At 72.8% G+C, this 20,844-nt stretch carries 20 protein-coding genes and 1 tRNA gene; 10 read left to right on the plus strand and 11 right to left on the minus strand.

Annotated elements, in window-relative coordinates; genetic code table 11:
* Window positions 1-66 precede the first annotated feature (66 nt).
* Complete coding sequence (locus ACIBEA_RS27830) at window positions 67-654, minus strand: TetR/AcrR family transcriptional regulator (RefSeq protein WP_399265474.1); 588 nt, start codon at window positions 652-654, stop codon at window positions 67-69.
* Window positions 651-2,204 carry a 3-hydroxyacyl-CoA dehydrogenase gene (locus tag ACIBEA_RS27835; RefSeq protein ID WP_399265476.1) on the minus strand — a complete coding sequence of 518 codons (1,554 nt, stop codon included), beginning with the start codon at window positions 2,202-2,204 and terminating at the stop codon, window positions 651-653. The genes ACIBEA_RS27830 and ACIBEA_RS27835 overlap by 4 nt, the downstream gene beginning before the upstream one ends.
* A 181-nt stretch (window positions 2,205-2,385) precedes the next feature.
* Between ACIBEA_RS27835 and paaN the strand changes: the two genes are divergently transcribed.
* Window positions 2,386-4,068, plus strand: coding sequence for a phenylacetic acid degradation protein PaaN (gene paaN, locus ACIBEA_RS27840; RefSeq protein WP_399265477.1), 1,683 nt, complete (start codon window positions 2,386-2,388; stop codon window positions 4,066-4,068).
* Between the two features lie 15 nt (window positions 4,069-4,083).
* On the opposite strand, the gene ACIBEA_RS27845 is transcribed toward paaN, so the two are convergent.
* From ACIBEA_RS27845 to ACIBEA_RS27855, 3 genes are read right to left on the minus strand one after another with little or no spacing between them, the layout of a single operon-like run.
* Window positions 4,084-4,863, minus strand: a complete 780-nt coding sequence (locus tag ACIBEA_RS27845) for a TrmH family RNA methyltransferase (protein WP_399265479.1) — start codon at window positions 4,861-4,863, stop codon at window positions 4,084-4,086.
* A gap of 10 nt (window positions 4,864-4,873) precedes the next feature.
* On the minus strand, window positions 4,874-6,133 hold the full coding sequence (locus ACIBEA_RS27850) for an HTTM domain-containing protein (RefSeq protein WP_399265481.1): 1,260 nt from the start codon (window positions 6,131-6,133) through the stop codon (window positions 4,874-4,876).
* Complete coding sequence (locus ACIBEA_RS27855) at window positions 6,112-6,822, minus strand: DUF5819 family protein (RefSeq protein WP_399265483.1); 711 nt, start codon at window positions 6,820-6,822, stop codon at window positions 6,112-6,114. The genes ACIBEA_RS27850 and ACIBEA_RS27855 overlap by 22 nt, the downstream gene beginning before the upstream one ends.
* Before the next feature lie 135 nt (window positions 6,823-6,957).
* On the opposite strand from ACIBEA_RS27855, the gene paaA reads away from it, so the two are divergent.
* The 6 genes from paaA (at window position 6,958) to ACIBEA_RS27885 (ending at window position 11,877) form a co-directional block, all read left to right on the plus strand.
* Window positions 6,958-7,920, plus strand: a complete 963-nt coding sequence (gene paaA, locus ACIBEA_RS27860; protein ID WP_399265574.1) for a 1,2-phenylacetyl-CoA epoxidase subunit PaaA — start codon at window positions 6,958-6,960, stop codon at window positions 7,918-7,920.
* Complete coding sequence (paaB, locus tag ACIBEA_RS27865) at window positions 7,917-8,201, plus strand: 1,2-phenylacetyl-CoA epoxidase subunit PaaB (protein ID WP_330331447.1); 285 nt, start codon at window positions 7,917-7,919, stop codon at window positions 8,199-8,201. The genes paaA and paaB overlap by 4 nt, the downstream gene beginning before the upstream one ends.
* Before the next feature lie 77 nt (window positions 8,202-8,278).
* Entirely contained in the window at window positions 8,279-8,995 is a 717-nt protein-coding gene (gene paaC, locus ACIBEA_RS27870; protein WP_399265576.1) for a 1,2-phenylacetyl-CoA epoxidase subunit PaaC, read from the plus strand.
* Complete coding sequence (gene paaD / locus ACIBEA_RS27875; protein WP_354378790.1) at window positions 8,989-9,483, plus strand: 1,2-phenylacetyl-CoA epoxidase subunit PaaD; 495 nt, start codon at window positions 8,989-8,991, stop codon at window positions 9,481-9,483. The genes paaC and paaD overlap by 7 nt, the downstream gene beginning before the upstream one ends.
* Entirely contained in the window at window positions 9,484-10,596 is a 1,113-nt protein-coding gene (locus ACIBEA_RS27880; protein WP_399265485.1) for a 2Fe-2S iron-sulfur cluster-binding protein, read from the plus strand.
* A 135-nt stretch (window positions 10,597-10,731) separates the two neighbouring features.
* A complete protein-coding gene (locus ACIBEA_RS27885) occupies window positions 10,732-11,877 on the plus strand; it encodes an acyl-CoA dehydrogenase family protein (RefSeq protein ID WP_399265487.1) in 1,146 nt (381 codons plus the stop codon).
* Between the two features lie 23 nt (window positions 11,878-11,900).
* On the opposite strand, the gene ACIBEA_RS27890 is transcribed toward ACIBEA_RS27885, so the two are convergent.
* The 6 genes from ACIBEA_RS27890 to ACIBEA_RS27915 form a co-directional block, all read right to left on the minus strand.
* Window positions 11,901-12,254: a rhodanese-like domain-containing protein gene (locus tag ACIBEA_RS27890; RefSeq protein WP_385773800.1), complete on the minus strand. Its 354-nt coding sequence runs from the start codon at window positions 12,252-12,254 to the stop codon at window positions 11,901-11,903.
* Window positions 12,255-12,393: 139 nt separating this feature from the next.
* Window positions 12,394-13,209 carry a J domain-containing protein gene (locus ACIBEA_RS27895; protein WP_399265489.1) on the minus strand — a complete coding sequence of 272 codons (816 nt, stop codon included), beginning with the start codon at window positions 13,207-13,209 and terminating at the stop codon, window positions 12,394-12,396.
* A gap of 50 nt (window positions 13,210-13,259) precedes the next feature.
* Entirely contained in the window at window positions 13,260-14,744 is a 1,485-nt protein-coding gene (locus tag ACIBEA_RS27900) for a DUF2252 domain-containing protein (protein ID WP_399265491.1), read from the minus strand.
* A 119-nt stretch (window positions 14,745-14,863) separates the two neighbouring features.
* A complete protein-coding gene (locus ACIBEA_RS27905) occupies window positions 14,864-15,550 on the minus strand; it encodes a response regulator (RefSeq protein WP_399265493.1) in 687 nt (228 codons plus the stop codon).
* Between the two features lie 30 nt (window positions 15,551-15,580).
* Window positions 15,581-17,260 (minus strand): sensor histidine kinase, encoded by a 1,680-nt coding sequence (locus tag ACIBEA_RS27910; protein WP_399265578.1) that lies wholly within the window; start codon window positions 17,258-17,260, stop codon window positions 15,581-15,583.
* A gap of 199 nt (window positions 17,261-17,459) precedes the next feature.
* A tRNA-Leu gene (locus ACIBEA_RS27915) sits at window positions 17,460-17,542 on the minus strand.
* 291 nt (window positions 17,543-17,833) lie between these two features.
* On the opposite strand from ACIBEA_RS27915, the gene ACIBEA_RS27920 reads away from it, so the two are divergent.
* The 3 genes from ACIBEA_RS27920 (at window position 17,834) to ACIBEA_RS27930 (ending at window position 20,837) form a co-directional block, all read left to right on the plus strand.
* Entirely contained in the window at window positions 17,834-18,670 is an 837-nt protein-coding gene (locus ACIBEA_RS27920) for an FhaA domain-containing protein (RefSeq protein WP_399265495.1), read from the plus strand.
* A gap of 10 nt (window positions 18,671-18,680) precedes the next feature.
* Window positions 18,681-19,193, plus strand: a complete 513-nt coding sequence (locus ACIBEA_RS27925; protein ID WP_354378799.1) for an FHA domain-containing protein — start codon at window positions 18,681-18,683, stop codon at window positions 19,191-19,193.
* Window positions 19,194-19,337: 144 nt separating this feature from the next.
* Entirely contained in the window at window positions 19,338-20,837 is a 1,500-nt protein-coding gene (locus tag ACIBEA_RS27930; protein WP_399265497.1) for a PP2C family protein-serine/threonine phosphatase, read from the plus strand.
* Window positions 20,838-20,844: the final 7 nt, after the last annotated feature.

The following is a 20,844-nucleotide window of genomic DNA, read 5'->3' on the forward strand; positions in this document are numbered from 1 at the left end:
CCGGGCCCGTAAGAGCCCGGGCCCGTAAGGGCGTGCGCGGGCCCTCGGATGGCCGTACGCGCGTCCTCAGACGGCCGTGCGCAGGCCGCCGAAGGCCATCCGGACGACCGCGTCCGCCAATTGTTCGCGGTCCCCGCCGGAGTGCGGGCGGTACCACTCGACCAGCGAGTTCACCATGCCGAAGAGCAGCCGCGTGGCCAGGCGCGTGTCGACGTCCGCGCGCAGGTCCCCGTCGGCCGCGGCGGCCTTCAGCAGCTCGGCGACCTGGTGGTCGAACTCGCGGCGCCGCTCCAGCGCCCAGCGCTCGGTGCGGGTGTTGCCGCGCACCCGCAGCAGCAGGGTGACGTAGGGCAGTTCCGCGACCAGCACCTCCACCGTGCGCCGCGTGACGTACTCGACCCGGTCCACGGCCCGGCCGCGCACCGCGCCCGGCTCCTCCAGGACGGCGAACAGAGCGTCCAGGGCCCGGCTGACGGCCCGGCGCAGCAGTTCCTCCTTGCCCGCGACGTGGTGGTAGATCGAGGACTTGGAGATGCCGGCGGCCTTGGAGAGGTGCTCCATCGAGGTGCCGTCGTAGCCGCGCTCGTTGAAGACCTGCACGGCGACCGTCAGCAGGGTCTCCGGGGTGTACGTGTCGCGCCTCGCGGTGGTCACGCCCCGTCCTCCGCACCGGTGGCGTCCTCGGCCCCGGCGTCCTCGGCGTCGGCGGCGTAGCCCAGCCGGTAGAGGGCGAGGGAGGGCGCGTACCGGCCGCCGGGGCAGCGCTCGTCGAGGTGGTGCAGGAGGTCGTAGGCCCAGTCCTGGCCGAGCTCGGCGTGCCATTGCGAGGGCCCGAGCGGGTAGTTGACCCCGAGCCGCATCGCGGTGTCGATGTCCTCGGCGGTGGCCACGCCGCGCGCGACCGCGTCGGCCGTGAGGTCGATCAGCATCGCGACCGTGCGGGCGACGATCATGCCGGGCACGTCCCCGATGACGGAGACGTCCTTGCCCAGCTTCTGGAAGAGGCCGACGGCCTCGGCGAGGGTCTCCTCGGAGGTGTCCTCGCTGGCGGAGAGCGCGATCCGGGTGGCCCCGCGGTAGTCGAGGGCGAGGTCGAAGTAGACGACGTCGGCGAATTCGACCGAGGTCTTGCCGTCGGCGAGGACCAACTGGCCCTCGCCGGGCAGCTGGATGTACGGGCCGCCGGTCTCGGAGACGCTGACCGTGATCCCGGCCTCCTCCATCAGGTCGACCAGCTCCGCGGCGGGACCCAGGTCACCGACGACGCTCACCGACGCCGGACCGGGCTGCGGCCCCGCGGTGTGCGGCCGCGCGGGCGCGTCCTGGGCCGCGGCGGCCTCGCCGTAGGGGAACCAGCCGTGCCCCGACTTGCGGCCCAGCCGGCCCGACTGGACCAGACGGCGCTGGGCGAGGGAGGGCGTGAACTTCGGGCTGTGGAAGAAGGACTCCCACACGGAGCGGGTGACGGCCTCGTTGACGTCCTGCCCGATCAGGTCGGTCAGTTCGAAGGGGCCCATCCGGAAGCCGCCGCTCTCGCGCAGCACGGCGTCGATCGTGGCGGGGTCGGCGCCGCGCTCCTCGTACACCGCGAAGGCCTCGGCGTAGAAGGGGCGGGCGATCCGGTTGACGATGAAGCCGGGGGTGTCCGCGCAGCGGACCGGGCTCTTGCCCCAGCCCAGGACGGTCTCGTACGCGCGCCCGGCGGCCGCCGGGTCGGTCGCGAAGCCGCTGACCACCTCCACCAGCGGGAGCAGCGGGGCCGGGTTGAAGAAGTGCAGGCCGAGGAAGCGGCCGGGGTGGGAGAGGCCCGCCGCGAGTTCGGTGACGGAGAGGGAGGAGGTGTTGGTCGCCAGCAGGGCGTCCGGAGCGACCACCTTTTCGAGTGAGGCGAAGAGCGCGCGCTTGACGCCCGCGTCCTCCACGACCGCCTCGATCACCAGCGCGGCGCCGGCGAGGTCCGCCAGCTCGTGGGACGACTCGATCCGGCCGATCGCCGCGTCGGCCTCGGCTCGATCCAACCGCCCCTTGGCGGTCAGCCGCTCGATCCGGTCCTGCACCGCGGAGCGGCCCGCACGGGCCGCCGCCTCGTCGATGTCGTAGATCAGCACCCGGTGACCTGCGAGAAGGGCGACCTGTGCGATGCCCTGGCCCATGGTGCCGGCGCCGACGACCGCCACAGTGCGGGAGCGCTCGATTGCTGTCATGACCCGATCCTCCCGCACCGACTTATCCACAGGTCCGTCGGGCCCTCTTGTCCCGACCGATCGTTCGGTTACTCTAACTCCAGTCTGCTCTTCCCCGCCCTTCCTTGCCCGATCCGCTTGCCGATCCGCATCGTCGATCCGCAGTTCGATCCCGCCCGGCTCAACGAGGAGTTGGTCCCAGATGGCCGCCGCGCTCACCGTCCCCCAGCTGTCCGAGAAGCACCGGACCACCCTCGACCAGGCGCTGGAGGCCATCCGCAGCCGCGCCTACTGGTCCCCGCACCCCGAGCACCCCAAGGCCTACGGCGAGAACGCCGCGGCCGAGGGCCTCGCCGCCTTCGAGGCCGTCCGCGGCACCCGCTTCGACCTGGAGCAGCCCGGTACCGACGGCTGGGCGGGCGCCGAGGTGTCGCCGTTCGGACCGGAGCTCGGCGTCGAGTACCCGCACGTCGACCCCGACGTGCTGCTGCCGGCCATGAAGGCGGGCATGGGTGCCTGGCGCGACGCGGGACCCGAGGCGCGCGCCCTCGTCTGCATCGAGATCCTGGCCCGGATCGGCGCCCGTACGCACGAGTTCGCGCACGCGGTCATGCACACCAGCGGCCAGGCCTTCATGATGGCCTTCCAGGCGGGCGGCCCGCACGCGCAGGACCGCGGCCTGGAGGCCGTGGCCTACGCGTACGAGGAGCAGACCCGGGTCCCGGGGCAGGCGGACTGGTCCAAGCCGCAGGGCAAGAAGGACCCGCTGCAGCTGGGCAAGACCTTCACCGCCGTGCCGCGCGGCGTCGCGCTGGTCATCGGTTGCAACACCTTCCCCACCTGGAACGGCTACCCGGGCCTGTTCGCCTCCCTGGCCACCGGCAACCCGGTGCTGGTCAAGCCCCACCCGCGGGCCGTGCTGCCGCTCGCGCTCACGGTGCGGGTGGCGCGCGAGGTCCTCGCCGAGGCCGGCTTCGACCCCAACCTCGTGGCGCTGGCCGTCGAGAACCCCGGCGAGGGCATCGCCAAGACCCTCGCGGTCCGCCCCGAGATCAAGCTGATCGACTACACCGGCTCCACCGCCTTCGGCGACTGGCTGGAGAACAACGCCCGCCAGGCGCAGGTGTACACGGAGAAGGCCGGGGTCAACACGGTCGTCCTGGACTCCACCGACGACTACAAGGGGATGCTGGGCAACCTGGCCTTCTCCCTCTCCCTCTACAGCGGCCAGATGTGCACCACCCCGCAGAACCTGCTGATCCCGCGCGACGGCATCGCGACGGACGCGGGCCACAAGTCGTACGACGAGGTCGTGGCCGACCTGGCCCGCCAGGTCGAGGGGCTGCTGGGCGACGACGCCCGGGCCAATGCGCTGCTGGGCGCGCTGGTCAACCCGGACGTGAAGGCGCGGCTGGAGGCGGCGGCCGGGCTCGGCGAGGTCGCGCTGGCCTCGCGCGAGGTCGCCAACCCCGAGTTCCCGGACGCGGTGGTCCGTACGCCGGTGATGGTCAAGCTGGACGCGGGCAAGGCCGACCCGGAGGCTGCGTACCTCTCCGAGTGCTTCGGCCCGGTGTCCTTCGCGGTGGCGGTCGACTCGACCGCGGACGCGCTGGAGCTGCTGCGGCGCACGGTGCGGGAGAAGGGCGCCATGACGGTCGGCGCGTACACCTCCTCGGCCGACACCGAGCGCGCGATCGAGGAGGTCTGCCTGGAGGAGTCCGCGCAGCTCTCCTTGAACCTGACGGGCGGGGTCTTCGTCAACCAGACCGCCGCCTTCTCCGATTTCCACGGCTCGGGTGGCAATCCGGCCGCTAACGCCGCTCTGTGCGACGGGGCGTTCGTGGCCAACCGCTTCCGAGTGGTGGAGGTGCGCCGCCAGGCCTGAGCGGCTGCCCACTGGTCAGGTCTTCGGGCCGCCCCAGTGAAAGAGGGTCATGGCCACGCTGGTGGCGAGGTTGTAGCTGGAGACCTGCGGACGCATCGGCAGGGACACCAGGTGATCGGCCCGGGCGCGCAGTTCGGGCGAGATGCCGTGGCGTTCCGAGCCGAAGGCGAGCAGGGCGTCGTCCGGGAGGGTGAGGGCGCGGATGTCCTCGCCCTCCGGATCGAGCGCGTAGAGCGGCCCCGGGGGCAGCTCCTCCAGCTCCAGCCGGGCCACCGAAGTGGCGTAGTGCAGCCCGGCGCCCGCGCGGACCACGTGCGGGTGCCAGGGATCGAGGTCGCCCCGGGTCACCACGCCGGTGGCGCCGAAACCCGCCGCGAGGCGGACGACGGCGCCGACGTTGCCGAGGTTGCGGGGGTTGTCCAGGACCACCACCGGTGCGCCGCGGGGGGTCCGTTCGAGCGCGCCCCGCAGGGTCTCCCGGTCCGGGCGCACGGCGAGGGCCGCGACCCCGGTCGGGTGCACGCGGTTCACCAGCTCGCGCAGCGGCGCCTCGCGCACGAGGCCGTCCAGGGCGGCCCGGACGTCCGGGGCCAGTTCGTCGGCCAGCTCCAGCAGCGCTCCGCGGTCCTCGGCGACGGCGAGGGCGACCTCCGCGCCGAAGCGCACCGCGTGCTTGAGCGCGTGGAACCCGTCGAGGAGCACCAGCTCCTCCCGCCCCGCGGCCTCGCGCCACCGCCGGACCGTCGCGGCCGTCCCGTCCGCCTCGGCCGCCGGGGCCGTCTCTGCGCTGCTCATGCGCACGACCTTACGGCGCGGGCGCGGGCGCGTACTCCTGCTCCGGCTCCGGCGCCGAGGGCTCGGGGTCCGCGGCGCGGTCCGCGGATCCGCCCGCCCGTTCGCGCAGGGCCCGGGCCCGCGCCCCCAGCCACACCAGGAACACCGTCGGCAGGAAGACGGCGTCGGCGGCGATCATCGCCAGCGAGAAGAACGGCAGCCCCAGCAGCACCGCGATCCCGGCGTGCTCCAGCATCATCACGCAGAGCAGTACGTTCTTGATCCGCCGGTTGAAGAGCGTGAACGGGAAGGCGACCTGCACCATGACCGTCCCGTAGGTCAGCAGCATCACCAGGGTGCCGCTGGCCGCGAGCAGCCCCGAGAGCGCGGGCCAGGGCGTGAAGTAGTCCAGCCCCAGCGGGTAGTACAGGGCGGTGCCGTCCTGCCAGCGCGAGCCCTGGATCTTGTACCAGCCGGCCGTGGAGTAGATCAGGCAGACCTCCACCATGATCACCAGCAGGCCCGCGTTGTGCACCAGGTCGGCGATCACGTCCAGGGTCGCTCGCCCCTCGCCGTCCGGCTCGTAGCGCTCGACCATCCACCACAGGCCCTGGACCACCCACAGCGTCGCGAACACAGCCAGCCAGCCGGTGCTGACCGCGTCGGTGAAGGCGGCGTAGGGCAGCACCAGGCCCAGCAGGACCCAGAGCACCGGCCCGGCGGCCCCGGTGGACGCCGATCCGGTCCGGGACGCGCGCCGCGCGTCCAGCGACCAGACCCGCGCGCACCGGGTGAGCACGAGGTAGAGGGCCATCAGGTGGATGACGTTGTCCCCGCCGTCGCCCATGAACACGCTGCGGTTCTGCAGGGACAGCACCCCGACCATGAACAGCACGGACATCGCCCGGGTGCGCCAGCCGAGCAGCAGCAGCGCCGCCGACGCGAGCGCGAGCGCGTAGACGATCTCGAACCAGAGCGTCGAGTCGGACCACATCAGCACGGTGAAGGCGCGGTTCGAGTCGATCAGCCGCTCGGCCAGCTGCCAGCTCCAGGGCCCGTCGGGACCGTACAGCTCGCGCCGGTTCGGGAACTCGCGCAGCAGGAAGAGCAGCCAGGTCGCGGAGAACCCGATCCGGACGACGGCGCTCTGGTACGGGCCCAGCGCCTGCCCGGTGACCTTCGCCAGCCCCCGGCCCACCGCCGCCCGTACGGCACCGGCGCGGACGCGGACGGATGCGCCGGGGCTCACACGGTCGGCCGCGCCCGGGCTCACACGGTCGGCACGGTCCACCACGGCAGCTCCCGGTAGTAGGTCTGGGTGTCGGTCTTCTCCGCGCTCCACGGCGGCGCCGCCACCGAGGTCGTCGCCGAGCGCAGCTGGATCCGCAGGATCCGGTCCCCCGCGCCGCCGCCCGCACCGGGACCGGACCGGGTCAGCCGGGCGACGGCGATCCGCTGGAGGTAGGTCTCGGAGAGCGCGCCCCGGTCGCCGTTCGGCTTGTTGTCCTCGTCGTGCGAGCCCGTGAAGAAGTCCCAGGCCCGGCGGAGCTCGTTCTGCTGGGTGTGGCTGGGCAGCGGGTTGTGCCGGATGGCGTCGGCGTCGGCGGCGGACAGGTCGCACCAGCCGGTGGTGGTCAGCTCCCCCGCTCCGGTGCGCACCTGGGCGCGCGCCTCGACGGCGATGTTCTGCTGGAGCGGGTTCGGCGCGAAGAGCTTCCAGTTCTGCTCGAACTCGGGGTAGATCCAGTCGTCCACCGTGCGCGCGTGCTGCTTGCCGACCGTGTTGGACGGCGCGACGTGCAGGAACACCAGGGCCAGGTGCCAGCAGGCCGTGACCGCGACGGCGCCGAGCGCCAGGGCCGCGACGACCCGGTACGGGGCGGACAGACCGGCGATTCCGGGGGCTCGGGGCGGCTGCGCCGGGGGCCCCGCCGCGGCTTCGTTCTCGTTCGAAACCATCCCGCCCCGATCTTCGGCCATCCACAGAGGTTGACACCCTACGGGCCGTCGTCCCACCATTGAAGAGAATGAACCGAACGATCGGTCGGTCGGGCGGTGGGGCGACATCGGCAGGAGGCCGTGATGGTGGCAGTGACCCCGGAGACGGGGCAGGGCATGGCCCTCGCGGCGGGCCTGACGGAGCAGCTGGTGGCGGCCTTCGAGGCGGCCGTCGCGGCCGAGGAGAGGGTCGAACCGCGCGACTGGATGCCCGAGGAGTACCGCGCCTCGCTGGTCCGCCAGATGGCCCAGCACGCCCACTCCGAAATCATCGGCATGCAGCCCGAGGCCAACTGGATCACCCGCGCGCCCTCGCTGCGCCGCAAGGCGATCCTGATGGCCAAGGTGCAGGACGAGGCCGGCCACGGGCTCTACCTGTACAGCGCCGCGGAAACGCTGGGCACCAGCCGCGACGAGCTGCTCGACAAGCTGCACGCCGGCAAGCAGAAGTACTCCTCGATCTTCAACTACCCCACCCTGACCTGGGCCGACGTCGGCGCCATCGGCTGGCTCGTGGACGGCGCGGCGATCACCAACCAGGTCCCGATCTGCCGCTGCTCCTACGGTCCGTACGCCCGGGCCATGGTCCGCATCTGCAAGGAGGAGTCCTTCCACCAGCGCCAGGGGTACGAGCTGCTGCTCGCCCTCTCGCAGGGCACCGAGGCGCAACACGCCATGGCGCAGGACGCGGTCGACCGCTGGTGGTGGCCCTCCCTGATGATGTTCGGCCCGCCCGACGACGAGTCGGCGCACTCCGCCCAGTCGATGGCCTGGCGGATCAAGCGGCACACCAATGACGAGCTGCGCCAGCGCTTCGTGGACATCGCCGTCCCGCAGGCCGAGTCCCTGGGCCTGACCCTGCCCGACCCGGACCTGCGGTGGAACGAGGAGCGCGGGCACCACGACTTCGGCGCGATCGACTGGTCGGAGTTCTGGGACGTGCTCAAGGGCAACGGCCCCTGCAACGAACAGCGCATCGGCCAGCGACGTCGGGCGCACGAGGACGGCGCGTGGGTCCGCGACGCGGCCGCGGCGTACGCGTCGAAGCACACCGCACAGAACGAGGAGGCACGGGTATGACGCAGAACTGGCCGCTGTGGGAGGTGTTCGTGCGCTCGCGCCGCGGACTCTCGCACACGCACGCGGGGAGCCTGCACGCCCCCGACGCGGAGATGGCGCTGCGCAACGCCCGCGACCTGTACACGCGGCGGGGCGAGGGCATCTCCATCTGGGTGGTCCCCTCGGCGGCGGTGACCGCCTCCTCGCCGGACGAGCGGGACCCGTTCTTCGCCTCGGCGGGCGACAAGCCGTACCGCCACCCCACCTTCTACGACATCCCGGAGGGGGTGCGTCACCTGTGACCACCACGTCGCAGACCCCGCCGCAGACCCCGCCGCAGACCCCGCCGCGGGCCACCGCGCCCGGCGACTCCGTCACGCTGACGGAGTCCGAGCGCACGGCGGCCCTCGCCCTGGGCGACGACGCGCTGATCCTCTCCCACCGCCTCGGCGAATGGGCGGGGCACGCGCCCGTCCTGGAGGAGGAGGTCGCCCTGGCGAACATCGCCCTCGACCTGCTGGGCCAGGCCCGCGTACTGCTCTCCATGGTCGGCGACGAGGACGAACTGGCCTTCCTCCGCGAGGAGCGCGCCTTCCGCAACGTCCAGCTGGCCGAGCAGCCGGTAGGGGACTTCGCCCACACCATCGTGCGCCAGCTCTTCTTCTCCCTCCACCAGCAGCTGCTCTTCACCGAGCTGGCCGCCGGGGACGGGCCCTTCGCGCCGCTCGCGGCCAAGGCCGTCAAAGAGATCGCCTACCACCGCGACCACGCCGAGCAGTGGACCCTGCGGCTCGGCGACGGCACCGAGGAGAGCGCGCGCAGGATGCGGGCCGCCCTGGACTCCCTGTGGAAGTTCACCGGCGAGCTGTTCCAGCCGGTGCCCGGCCTGGAGGTGGACTGGGCCGCTCTGGAGGAGCGCTGGCTGACCGCGGTGGGCGAGGTGCTGGAGCGGGCCCGCCTGGCGCTGCCGGAAGGAGCCCGCACCGGGGCCTGGGCCGCCGGAGCCGGGCGCCAGGGCCTGCACACCGAGTCGTTCGGGCGGATGCTCGCGGAGATGCAGCACCTGCACCGCAGCCACCCGGGGGCGTCGTGGTGACCGCGACGCGGCTGGAGGAGGAGCTGGCGGCGCTGGCGGGCTCGGTGCCCGACCCCGAGCTGCCCGTGCTCACCCTGGCCGAGCTGGGCGTGGTGCGCGGCGTGCGGATGGGCGAGGACGGGAGCGCCCAGGTGACGCTCACCCCGACCTACACGGGGTGCCCGGCCATCGAAGCCATGTCCGCCGACATCGAGCGCGTGCTGCACGACCACGGCATAGCCGAGGTGAGCGTGCGGACCGTGCTCTCGCCCGCCTGGTCCACCGATGACATCAGCGCCGAGGGCCGCCGCAAGCTGGCGGAGTTCGGGATCGCCCCGCCCCGGCCGCATGCGGCCGGCGGGCCGGTGTCGATCAGCCTGTCGGTGCGCTGCCCGCAGTGCGGGTCCACCGACACCGAGCTGCTCAGCCGCTTCTCCTCCACCGCGTGCAAGGCCCTGCGCCGCTGCGTCTCCTGCCGCGAACCGTTCGACCACTTCAAGGAGCTGTAGATGACCGCGGCCCGGCACGGCGCGTTCCACCCGTTGACGGTGACGGAGGTCGAGAGGCTCACCGACGACTCGGTCGCGCTCACCCTGCGGGTGCCGCCGGAGCTGCGCGAGGAGTACCGGCACGCCCCGGGCCAGCACCTGACCCTGCGCCGCCGGCCGGCCGACGGGCCGGAGGTCCGGCGCACCTATTCGATCTGCTCCCCCGCCCCGGCCGCCGACGGTCCGGGACCGCAGTGGCTGCGGGTCGGGGTGCGGCTGGTGGAGGGCGGCGAGTTCTCCACCTTCACGCACAAGGAGATCGCCGCGGGGGACGTCCTGGAGGTGATGGTCCCGGCCGGCCGGTTCGTGCTGGACCCGGCCGCCGCCCCGGCCACCGCGCACTACGCGGCCGTCGTCGGCGGCAGCGGGATCACCCCGGTGCTGTCGATCGCCGCGACCCTGCTCGCCGCCCGGCCCGACTCCCGGTTCTGCCTGGTGCGCAGCGACCGTACGGCGGCATCGACGATGTTCCTGGAGGAGGTCGCCGACCTCAAGGACCGCTACCCCGCCCGGTTCCAGCTGGTCACCGTCCTGTCCCGGGAGGAGCAGGAGGCGGGGCTGCCGTCCGGGCGGCTCGACGAGGAGCGGCTGGCGGCGCTGCTGCCCGCGCTCCTGCCGGTGGGCGAGGTGGCGGGCTGGTTCCTGTGCGGGCCCTACGGCCTGGTCCAGGGCGCCGAGCGGGCGCTGGGCGCGCTGGGCGTCGCCCGCACCCGGATCCACGAGGAGATCTTCCACGTCGAGGACACCGCCACCACCGCGGCGCCCGCCGCCACCGGTCGCGGCGGCGGTCCGGCCGCGCTCGCCCGGGTCACCGCCCGGCTCGACGGCCGCTCCGGCACCTGGCCCGTCCAGGAGGGCGAGTCCCTGCTGGACGCGGTGCTGCGGGGCCGCGCGGATGCGCCGTACGCCTGCAAGGGCGGGGTGTGCGGCACCTGTCGGGCGTTCCTGGTGACGGGCGAGGTCCGGATGGAGCGGAACTTCGCGCTGGAGGCCGAGGAGACCGAAGCCGGCTTCGTGCTGGCCTGCCAGTCGCATCCCGTGACGGAGGAAGTGGAGATCGACTTCGACCGCTGATCCGGTCCGTGCGCGGCGGTCGCCCGGGCCGCCGCGCGGAGCCGCTCCCAGTACTCCTGTGCTTTTTCAGGAACGTGTTCTATCTTGACGCACCGTCAGACAGAAACACATCCGGTGCGCGCGGGAGGACAGGCAGTGGACTTCACCTTCACCGAGGAGCAGCAGGCCGCGGTCGAGGCGGCGAAGGCCGTCTTCGCGGACGTCGCGCCCGACAGCGTGCCCAGCCCCGCGCTCACGCCGGGCGCCGTCGCCGACGAGTTCGACCGACCGCTGTGGGCCAAGCTCGCCGCCTGCGACCTGATCGGCCTGGTCCTCGACCCGGCGCACGGCGGGGCCGGGCTCGACACCATCGCCCTGTGCCTGGTGCTGCGCGAAGCGGCGAAGGTACTGGCCCGGGTACCGCTGCTGGAGCACTGCGCCACCGCCATGGCGATCCAGGCGCACGGCGGTCCCGCCCTGCGGGCCGAGCTGCTGCCCGCGGTCGCCCGCGGCGAAAGCGTGCTGACCGTCGCCGCCCACGGCCGCTCGGGCCACGACCCGGCCGAGCTGGCCGTCACCGCCCGCCCGGAGGGCGACGGCGGCTGGACCCTGGACGGCGTGCAGACGGCCGTTCCCTGGGCGCACAGCGCCGACTGGATCGCCGTCCCCGCCCACCTCGGCGAGGGGGACGCGGTCATCGCGCTCGTCCCGCGCGGCGCCGACGGCCTCGCCCTCGCGGACCAGTTCTCCACCAGCGGCGAGAAGATGGCGGAGCTGACCCTGGACGGCGTACGGGTCCCCGCGGGCCACGTCATCGACGCACCCGGTGCCTGGGAGCGGCTGCGTCAGGTGCTGGCCACCGGGACCTGCGCCCTCGCCCTCGGGCTCGGTGAGGGCGTCCTGACCATGACCAGCCAGTACACGAGCAAGCGCGAGCAGTTCGGCTTCCCCGTCGCCAGCTTCCAGGCGGTCGCGGTGCAGGCCGCCGACCGCTACATCGACCTGCGCGCCATGGAGGTCACCCTCTGGCAGGCCGCCTGGCGCCTCGACGCGGCGACGGGCGGAGCGGGCGGACCGCTGCCGAGCGCCGGGGACGTGGCGGTGGCCAAGATCTGGGCGTCCGACGGGGTCCGCCGGGTCGTCCAGACCGCCCAGCACCTGCACGGCGGCTTCGGCGCCGACACCGACTACCCCCTGCACCGCTACCACGCCTGGGCCAAGCAGCTGGAACTCCAGCTCGGCCCGGCGGCGGCCCACGAGGAGGCCCTGGGCGACCTGCTGGCCGCCCATCCCCTCACCTGACCGTGCCGCGCGGCGCGCCGGTCCTACAGGACGAAGGCCGGGTTCCCGTTGTCCGTCACCATCGGGCGCCCGGCGGCGTCCCAGGCCTGCATCCCGCCGTCGATGTTCACGGCGTCGATCTCCTGGCGCACCAGGTACTGGGTGACCTGCGCGGAGCGCCCGCCGACCCGGCACATCACGTGGACGCGCGGGGCGCCCTCGATCGCGTCCATCGCCTCGGTCAGCTCACCGAAGCGCGCCACGAAGTCGCTCATCGGGATGTGCAGCGCACCCTCGACATGTCCGGCCGCCCATTCGTCGTCCTCACGGACGTCGAGGACAAAGCCTTCGGAGGGCACCGCGGCGACGTCCACCGAGGGGAGCGGTCCGAAGTTCATAGCTGTCGCCTTCTCTCGTAACAGGGGTGGTCAGAACCTATCCGAACGCACCGGCCATCCGGTCCACCCGCGGCGCGGGCCGGCGGCCAGGAGGTGTCCGGCTGATGTCCGCGGCGTCGCGGCCATCAGCCGGAGATCCCTACTCGGCGAACCCGGCCAGCTCCGCCTCGCGCTCGGAGACCTGCCCGAGCAGCTGCTCGGCGATCTCCTCCAGCAGCCGGTCGGGGTCCTCCGGAGCCATCCGCAGCATCGACCCGATCGCGCTGTCCTCCAGCTCCCGCGCCACCACGGCCAGCAGCTCCTTGCGGCGCGCGAGCCACTCCAGGCGCGCGTAGAGCTCCTCGGTCTCCGAAGGGCGTTCCTCCCGCGGCGCCGGACCGGCCGCCCACTCCTCGGCGAGCTCCCGCAGCAGCGGCTCGTCGCCCCGCCCGTACGCGGAGTTCACCCGGGCGATGAACTCGTCCCGCCGGGTCCGCTCCGCGTCGTCCTGCGCCAGATCGGGGTGCGCCTGGCGGACCAGCTCGCGGTAGAGGCGACGGACCTCCTCGGACGGGCGGACCCGCTCCGGAGGCCGCACCGGCTGCTCGGTGAGCATGGCACCGGCGTCGTCGGAGATGCCGTCCGAGTCCAACCAGTCGTGGAACAGCTCGTCCACCCCGGGCATCGGCATGACCAGCGCCCGCGCGTCCCGCGCCTTGCGCAGGTCCTCGGGGTCACCGGTGCGGGCCGCCCTGGCCTCGGCGATCAGCGCGTCGAGCTCGTCGAGCCGCGAGTACATCGGGCCCAGCTTCTGGTGGTGCAGCCGGGAGAAGTTCTCGACCTCCACCCGGAAGGTCTCCACCGCGATCTCGAACTCGATCAGCGCCTGCTCGGCGGCGCGCACGGCCCGCTCCAGCCGCGCCTCGGGACGCTCGTCGTCGGAGGCCGAGGGGTCCTTGGCAGTCTGCTCGTTCACCCGGCCACCCTACGGCCCGCCCGAAGCGCGTGTTTCACGTGAAACATCCCTCACACACCCGACTCGGCGGCGACCCGCCCGGAACGCACCGCGGCCACCAGATCCGCGTGGTCGGCCTCGCTGCGGTCGGCGTAGGCCACCGCGAAGGCGGCGACCGCCTCGTCCAGTTCCTCGTTCTTGCCGCAGTACCCGGCCAGGACCCGCGGATCGGCACTGTGCGCGTGCGCCCGCGCGAGCAGCGCCCCGGTCATCCGGCCGTAGTCGTCGATCTGGTCCACGGCGAGCGCGGCCGGGTCCACGCTGCCCTTGCGGTTGCGGAACTGCCGCACCTGGAAGGGACGGCCCTCGACCGTGGTCCAGCCGAGCAGGATGTCGGAGACGACCTGCATCCGCTTCTGTCCGGCGACCACCCGGCGGCCTTCGTGCTCCTCCGGCGGGGCGTCGAAGCCCAGCCCCGACAGGTGCGGCAGGAGCACCGAGGGCCGCGCCTCCTTCACCTGGAGCACCAGCGGCTCACCGCGGTGGTCCAGCAGCAGCACCACGTAGGAACGGGTCCCGACGCTGCCCGTGCCCACCACCCGGAAGGCCACGTCGTGGATCGCGTACCGGGCCAGCAGCGGCAGTCGGTCCCCCTGGAGCGTGTCGAGGTAGGGGCCCAGCGAGGCCGCGACCGCCGCCGCCTCCTGGTCCCCGACCCGGCGCAGCACCGGCAGCGCGTCCACGAAACGGCGGCCGCCGTCGGGCGCGACCTCGGTGGACTTGGCGGCGAACCGCGCACTGGTGTTGTTACGGGCCTTCTCCGACACCCGCTCCAGCGTGCCCAGCAGATCCCGGGCGTCGGTGTGCGAGACCAGTTCCTCGTCGGCGATGGCGTTCCAGGCGTCCAGCGCCGGCAGCTTGGCCAGCAGCCGCATCGTGCGGCGGTAGGCGCCGACCGTGTCCAGCGCGGCCGCCCGACAGGTGTCCTCGTCGGCCCCCGCCACCCGGCCGGCCAGCACCAGCGAGGTGGCCAGCCGCTTGAGGTCCCACTCCCAGGGCCCGAAGACGGTCTCGTCGAAGTCGTTGAGGTCGATGACCAGCCGCCCTCGGGCATCGCCGTACAGCCCGAAGTTGGCAGCGTGGGCGTCCCCGCAGATCTGCGCGCCCACCCCGGTCACCGGCGTCGCCGCCAGGTCGTGGGCCATCAGGCCGGCGGCCCCGCGCAGGAACGCGAAGGGGTTGGCCGCCATCCGCCCCACCCGGATCGGCGTCAGCTCCGCCACCCGCCCGACGTTGGACTCCTCCACCGCGCGCACGGCGTCCGGACGTCCGGCCACGGGCACGAACCGCGCGTGCGCGGCGCGCGGCACCCGGGCCCGCAGCGCCTTGCCCTCGGCCCGGGGCGAGCCCGCACCGGTCGCCGCCGCCCGCGCCGCGTACCCCGCGACCTCCGGTATCCGCTCGGCGCTCGCCGCCCTGCCGCCGCCCTTGCCCGAGGCCTTGCTGTGGGTCCTGCCGTTGGCCTTCGCCGCGCCCCGGTCCGGTACCGCCGCCATGTGTGCCGCCCCCGCTAGATCACGTGCGCGGAAGAACCACTGCACGTCTGGATCACTGCTCGTCCGCGGATGACCGTACCGATCGGGACAGAGCCGGGGAAGGGGGGTCAAGGGGTACATCAGAGTCCGGCGTCCCGAGCGAGCAGCGCCGCCTGCACCCGGTTCTCACATCCCAGCTTCGCCAGGATCCGGCTCACGTACGTCTTCACCGTCGCCTCGCTCATGTGCAGCCGTCGCCCGGCGTCCGCGTTGGAGAGCCCCTCGCCCAACAACGCCAACACCCCGCGCTCGCGCTCGCTCAGCGCCGCGATGCGGCGCCGGGCCTCCTCGGCCCGCCCCGCCGACCGGCCCGACGCCAGCTGGTCCACGACGTGCCGGGTCGCCGCCGGGGAGAGGTAGGCGTCCCCCGCCGCGGCCGCCCGGACCGCCCCGATCAGCTCGGCCGGGGCGGAGTCCTTCAGCAGGAAGCCCGCACTGCCGTGGGACAGCGCCCGCAGCACGTTCTCCCGCTCCCCGAAGGTCGTCAGGATCAAGGCGTGCGCCGAGGGCGCCGCCCGCACCAGTTCGTCGAGCGCGGCCAGCCCGTCCATGACCGGCATCTGGATGTCCAGCAGCACCACGTCGGGCGCGTGGGCGCGCGCCAGCTCCACGGCCTCCCGCCCGTTCGCGGCCTCGGCGATCACCTCGATGTCCGGGGCGGAGGTCAGGATCATCCTGATCCCGGCCCGGATGAGCGGTTCGTCGTCGGCGATCACCACTCTGATCACACCGCCCCGCGCCACCGTCGGCTCCGTCGTCCCCGTCACGCCAGTCACCCGCGCCCGCTCCCGCCGCTCCTACTGCTTGACCTCGTACGCCTGCTTCTCCACGAGCTTGCCGTCCTTGAAGCAGAACCGGAAAACGCTGTCGGTGGTCAGTTCCCCGTTCCCGGTGGCCAACAGTGCCATGCAGTGCGCGCCCGCGGGCCGCGGCGGGCCCTTGTCCTCCAGACCGTCGGTCAGGATGCTGCTGCCGTCGGGCAGCCGCCCGCGCACCACGTCCTCCGACTCCCCCACCGTGACGGCGTCGTAATCGGACCGACTGATCGTCACGTCGCTCACGGAGCCCACCAGCAGCGTCACGGCGGCCCCGATCACGATCATCAGCACCACGAGCGCCGCGAAGGCGACCCCGCAGCCCAGCGCGATGCCGCCGGTCCTGCTGCGTCCCCGCCGCAACTCCCGGTCGACGGCGGACCAGTCCACGGGCGCGGCCACACCCTTGCCCAACGGCGCCCGCAGCTGCTGCCCGAAGTCATCGGCCACCTCCGCCGCGCCGCTCTCCCGCACACCGGCCGGTTCCGTCCCGTACGGAAGCACCCCGGCCACCCGGAAGCCGCCGCCCTCGATCGCTCCGGCATGCACCATCCCGCCGACGAGCCGGGCCCGCTCGCGCAGCCCCGTCAGCCCCTGTCCGCCCGAGACCACCTCGCCCGCGCCGGGTACGGCGACCGGACCGTTGGCGATCTCCACCACCAGGGAGTCGTCCTCGTACCGCAGTTCCACCGTGATCGGCGCGCCCGGTGCGTGCTTGTAGGCGTTGGTGAGCGACTCCTGGGCGATCCGGTACGCCGCGTGGTCGCAGGCCGCGACCAGCGGCCTCGGCCGTCCCGAGGTGGTCAGCCGGACGTCCGTGCCCGCACCGCGCGCCGCCTCGACGATCCCGGCGATCCCGGCGATCCCGCGCGCCGCGGGCCCCGCGGACTCCTCCACCGGTACGGGCGCCTCGACCCCGTCCCGCAGGATGCCGACGACCTCGCGCAGCTCGTGCATGGCCGCGACCGAGGCCTGCCGCAGCACCCCGACCGCCTCGCGCTGGCGATCGGTCAGCGCCGGATCGACCTCCAGCGCGCCGGTGTGCACCGAGATCAGGGCCAGTTGGTGCCCCAGGCTGTCGTGCATGTCCTGGGCGATCCGCTGCCGCTCGCGCAGCCTCGCCTGTCCGGCGATGATCGCCCGCTCGCGCATGAGCTGGGCATTGCGTTCCTGGAGGGCGCGCAGCAGCGTCCGGCGCTGGGACCAGTAGCGACTGGCGAGCGCGGGGATGACGGTCACGGCCAGGAAGATCAGGGTGTCGAGGACGATCACCAGCACGATCCGACCGTGGGACCAGTCCTTGTAGACGCTCAGCCCGACCGAGGCGAGGAAGGCGAGGGTGAAGGCACCCAGCGCCCGCACCGCCCCGTCGATGCGCCGGCCCGCCGACCAACCGAGCAGGATCGTGACGAGGAACGCACCGGGCAGGTACGCGGCGAGCGCCGAGCCCACGACCAGCGTGGCCACCGGCAGCCGCCGGCGCAGCAGGGTGAGCAGCAGCACGGCCACCGCGCTGCCCAGCATCCGAAGGGGGGAGCCGTGGTCCAACTCCTCGACGCCCATCCCGACCATCACCATCACGGCCGCGAGCACCAGGTCGCCGGCCACCCCCCGCGCAGTCCACGGTTCGGGCCCTCTCAGCCAGTCCAGGCCCGCCCGCATCCTCGCCGTCGCATTCACGCCCCGACCCTAGACAGCGCCGGCACCGCCCGTCCGCCCACTTTCGTCGCGCCCGCGCCAACGAAAGTCGGACAGCCCACAATCCGCTGCGCCCCGACCTCCGGCACACGGGAGCCGGCGGCCCGCTCGGCGGACAACGAAGAAGCCCCGCAGATCGATGATCTGCGGGGCTTCTCACACGTGGGCGAGGGGGGATTTGAACCCCCACGTCCCGAAGGACACTGGCACCTGAAGCCAGCGCGTCTGCCGTTCCGCCACTCGCCCGAGTAGCTCTCCAGTGGTTCTTCCCTTGCGGGCCTTTCCCCTGGCGACATCGGAACACTAACACGTCAGAGGGGGTGGAATCACATCGCTTTCCCCGCCGCCCAGCGGCAGTCCCGCCAGCCCCTCCCGGACAGCGCTCCGGGTGCGGGACACTGTTCTCCGGGCGACCCTACGATCCCTTGTGAGGACCAACACTCCTCGGCACGGACCCGGAGGGGAACCAGCCGAATCCGCCACGCGTGGATACGATCAGTAAGCAGTACAGGGCGACAACGACGGAGGAGGTGCCCCATGGGAGTTCTGAAGCGGTTCGAGCAGCGACTCGAAGGTCTGGTGAACGGCACCTTCGCCAAGGTCTTCAAGTCCGAGGTCCAGCCGGTCGAGATCGCGGGCGCACTGCAGCGCGAGTGCGACAACAACGCGACCATCTGGAACCGCGAGCGGACCGTCGTCCCCAACGACTTCATCGTGGAGCTGAGCGCCGGCGACTACGAGCGGCTGAGCCCCTACTCCGGGCAGCTCGGCGACGAGTTGGCCGGCCTCGTGCGGGACTACGCCAAGCAGCAGCGCTACAGCTTCATGGGTCCCATCAAGGTCCACCTGGAGAAGGCGGACGACCTGGACACCGGCCTGTACCGGGTCCGCAGTCGCACCCTCGCCTCCAGCACCTCCCAGTCCCCGGGCGATCAGGGCGAGGCCCAGCGGCCTCAGCCCTCGCCCGCGGCCGGCCAGGGCCGCGCCGGCGGTTACGGGTATCCGCCCGTCGCCGCCCCGCCCATGCCCCACAACCCTCCGGGCGACCCCCAGCGGCGCGCGGCTCCCGGTCCGGCGCCGGGAAACGGCGGCGCCACGCGCTGCTGGATCGAGATCAACGGCACCCGCCACCAGATCTCGCGCGCCACGCTCGTACTCGGCCGAAGCACCGAAGCCGACGTGCGGATCGACGACCCCGGCGTCTCGCGCCGGCACTGTGAGATCCGGACCGGAACGCCTCCCTCGATCCAGGATCTCGGGTCCACCAACGGCATCGTGGTGGACGGGCAGCACACCACCCGCGCTACGCTCCGCGACGGCTCGCGGATCGTCGTGGGCAACACGACCATCATTTATCGGCAAGCCGAAGGGTGAAGCGGGGGCAATGTCAGAGCTGACCCTTACGGTCATGCGGTTGGGTTTCCTGGCCGTTCTGTGGCTGTTCGTCATCGTGGCCGTCCAGGTCATCCGTAGCGACCTCTTCGGGACGCGGGTGACGCAGCGCGGTTCACGCCGTGGCGGCGACAACCGTGCCCCGCAGCAACAGCAGCAGTCGGGCGGCGGCCGTCAGGCCGCGCCACCGCAGCAGCGCCAGCGCCGCGGTGCGCCGACCAAGCTGGTCGTCTCCGAGGGCACCCTCACGGGCACCACGGTCGCCCTCCAGGGGCAGACCATCACGCTGGGCCGGGCCCACGACTCCACGATCGTGCTGGACGACGACTACGCCTCCAGCCGGCATGCCAGGATCTACCCCGACCGTGACGGCCAGTGGATCGTCGAGGATCTCGGGTCCACCAACGGCACGTATCTCGACCGGACCCGGCTGACCACCCCGACGCCCATTCCTCCGGGCGCCCCGATCCGCATCGGCAAGACCGTCATCGAGCTGCGGAAGTAGTACGAGAATGAGCGAGCGGAGCGAGCGAGCCGCGGCGGTCCGTCCCCTTGGGGCGACGGACCCGCGCGCGCTCCCGACCGGAGGGTGGGCAGTGTGGCTCGAGACCGGTTGTACCCGGAGGCATCGTCGACTGGGCAGGTGCGCATGAGTCTGTCCCTGCGGTTCGCCGCCGGATCGCACAAGGGCATGATCCGCGAGGGCAACGAGGACTCCGGCTACGCCGGTCCGCGCCTGCTCGCGATCGCCGACGGCATGGGTGGCCAGGCCGCCGGTGAGGTCGCCAGTTCCGAGGTGATCTCCACCCTGGTCCAGCTCGACGACGACGTCCCCGGCTCCGACATCCTGACCTCGCTGGCCACGGCCGTGCAGCGCGCGAACGACCAGCTGCGCGTCATGGTCGAGGAGGACCCCCAGCTGGAGGGCATGGGCACCACGCTCACCGCCCTGCTCTGGACCGGTCAGCGCCTCGGCCTCGTCCACGTCGGTGACTCCCGCGCCTACCTGCTGCGCGACGGTCTCCTCACCCAGATCACCCAGGACCACACGTGGGTCCAGCGGCTGGTCGACGAGGGCCGGATCACCGAAGAGGAAGCCACCACCCACCCCCAGCGCTCGCTCCTGATGAGAGCCCTGGGCAGCGGCGAGCACGTGGAACCCGACCTCTCGATCCGCGAGGTCAGGCCCGGCGACCGCTACCTCATCTGTTCCGACGGCCTCTCCGGCGTGGTCTCGCACCAGACCCTGGAAGAGACCCTCGCCGACTACCACGGCCCGCACGAGACCGTGCAGGCGCTGATCCAGCTCGCCCTGCGCGGCGGCGGCCCGGACAACATCACCTGCATCGTCGCGGACGTCCTCGACACCGACAGCGGTGACACCCTCGCCGCCCAGCTCAACGACACCCCGGTCGTCGTGGGCGCGGTCGCCGAGAACCAGCACCAGCTCTTCGACGGCGGCAACGCCATGCAGACCCCGGCCGGCCGCGCCTCCGGGCTGGGCCGCCAGGCCTCCCCGCCGCCCCCCGGCGCCTTCGGCCCCCCCGGCAGCGGCGAGGGCCCCGGCTACGGCGCCGCTCCCGACGCGGGTTACCCCAGTGGCAGCGGTGCCGGCGGTGGCGGCGCGTACGGCAGCTTCGGCGACGCCGACGGGTACGACGGCGATTCCTCCGCCTACGACGACACCTACGACCACCCGCGCCGGCGCCGCAGCAAAGGCCGCAAGTGGACGACCCGCACGCTGACCCTGCTCGTCGTGGCCGGGCTGATCGGCGGCGGGCTGTACGCCGCCCACCGCTGGACGCAGACCCAGTACTACGTCGGCGCCAAGGACGGGCACGTCGCGCTCTACCGGGGGATCAGCCAGGATCTCGCCTGGATCAAGCTCTCGTCGGTCGAGACGGACCAGCCGGACATCGAGCTGAAGTACCTGCCGTCCTTCCAGCAGAAGCTCGTCGAGGCCACCATCAGCGAAGGCAGCCTCGACAGCGCCCGCAAGAAGATCGACGAACTCGCCCTCCAGGTCTCGGCCTGCAAGAAGGAAGAGGCGCGCCGCAGCGCCGAGGGCCAGCCCAACCAGACCCCGGCGCCCAGCGCCAGCCTGACTCCTGAGGAGCAGAAGCTGGTCGGCCAGTGCGGGAAGCAGTAGACAGACG

Source organism: Streptomyces sp. NPDC051555, assembly GCF_044454405.1.
In the GTDB taxonomy this organism is placed as follows: domain Bacteria; phylum Actinomycetota; class Actinomycetes; order Streptomycetales; family Streptomycetaceae; genus Streptomyces.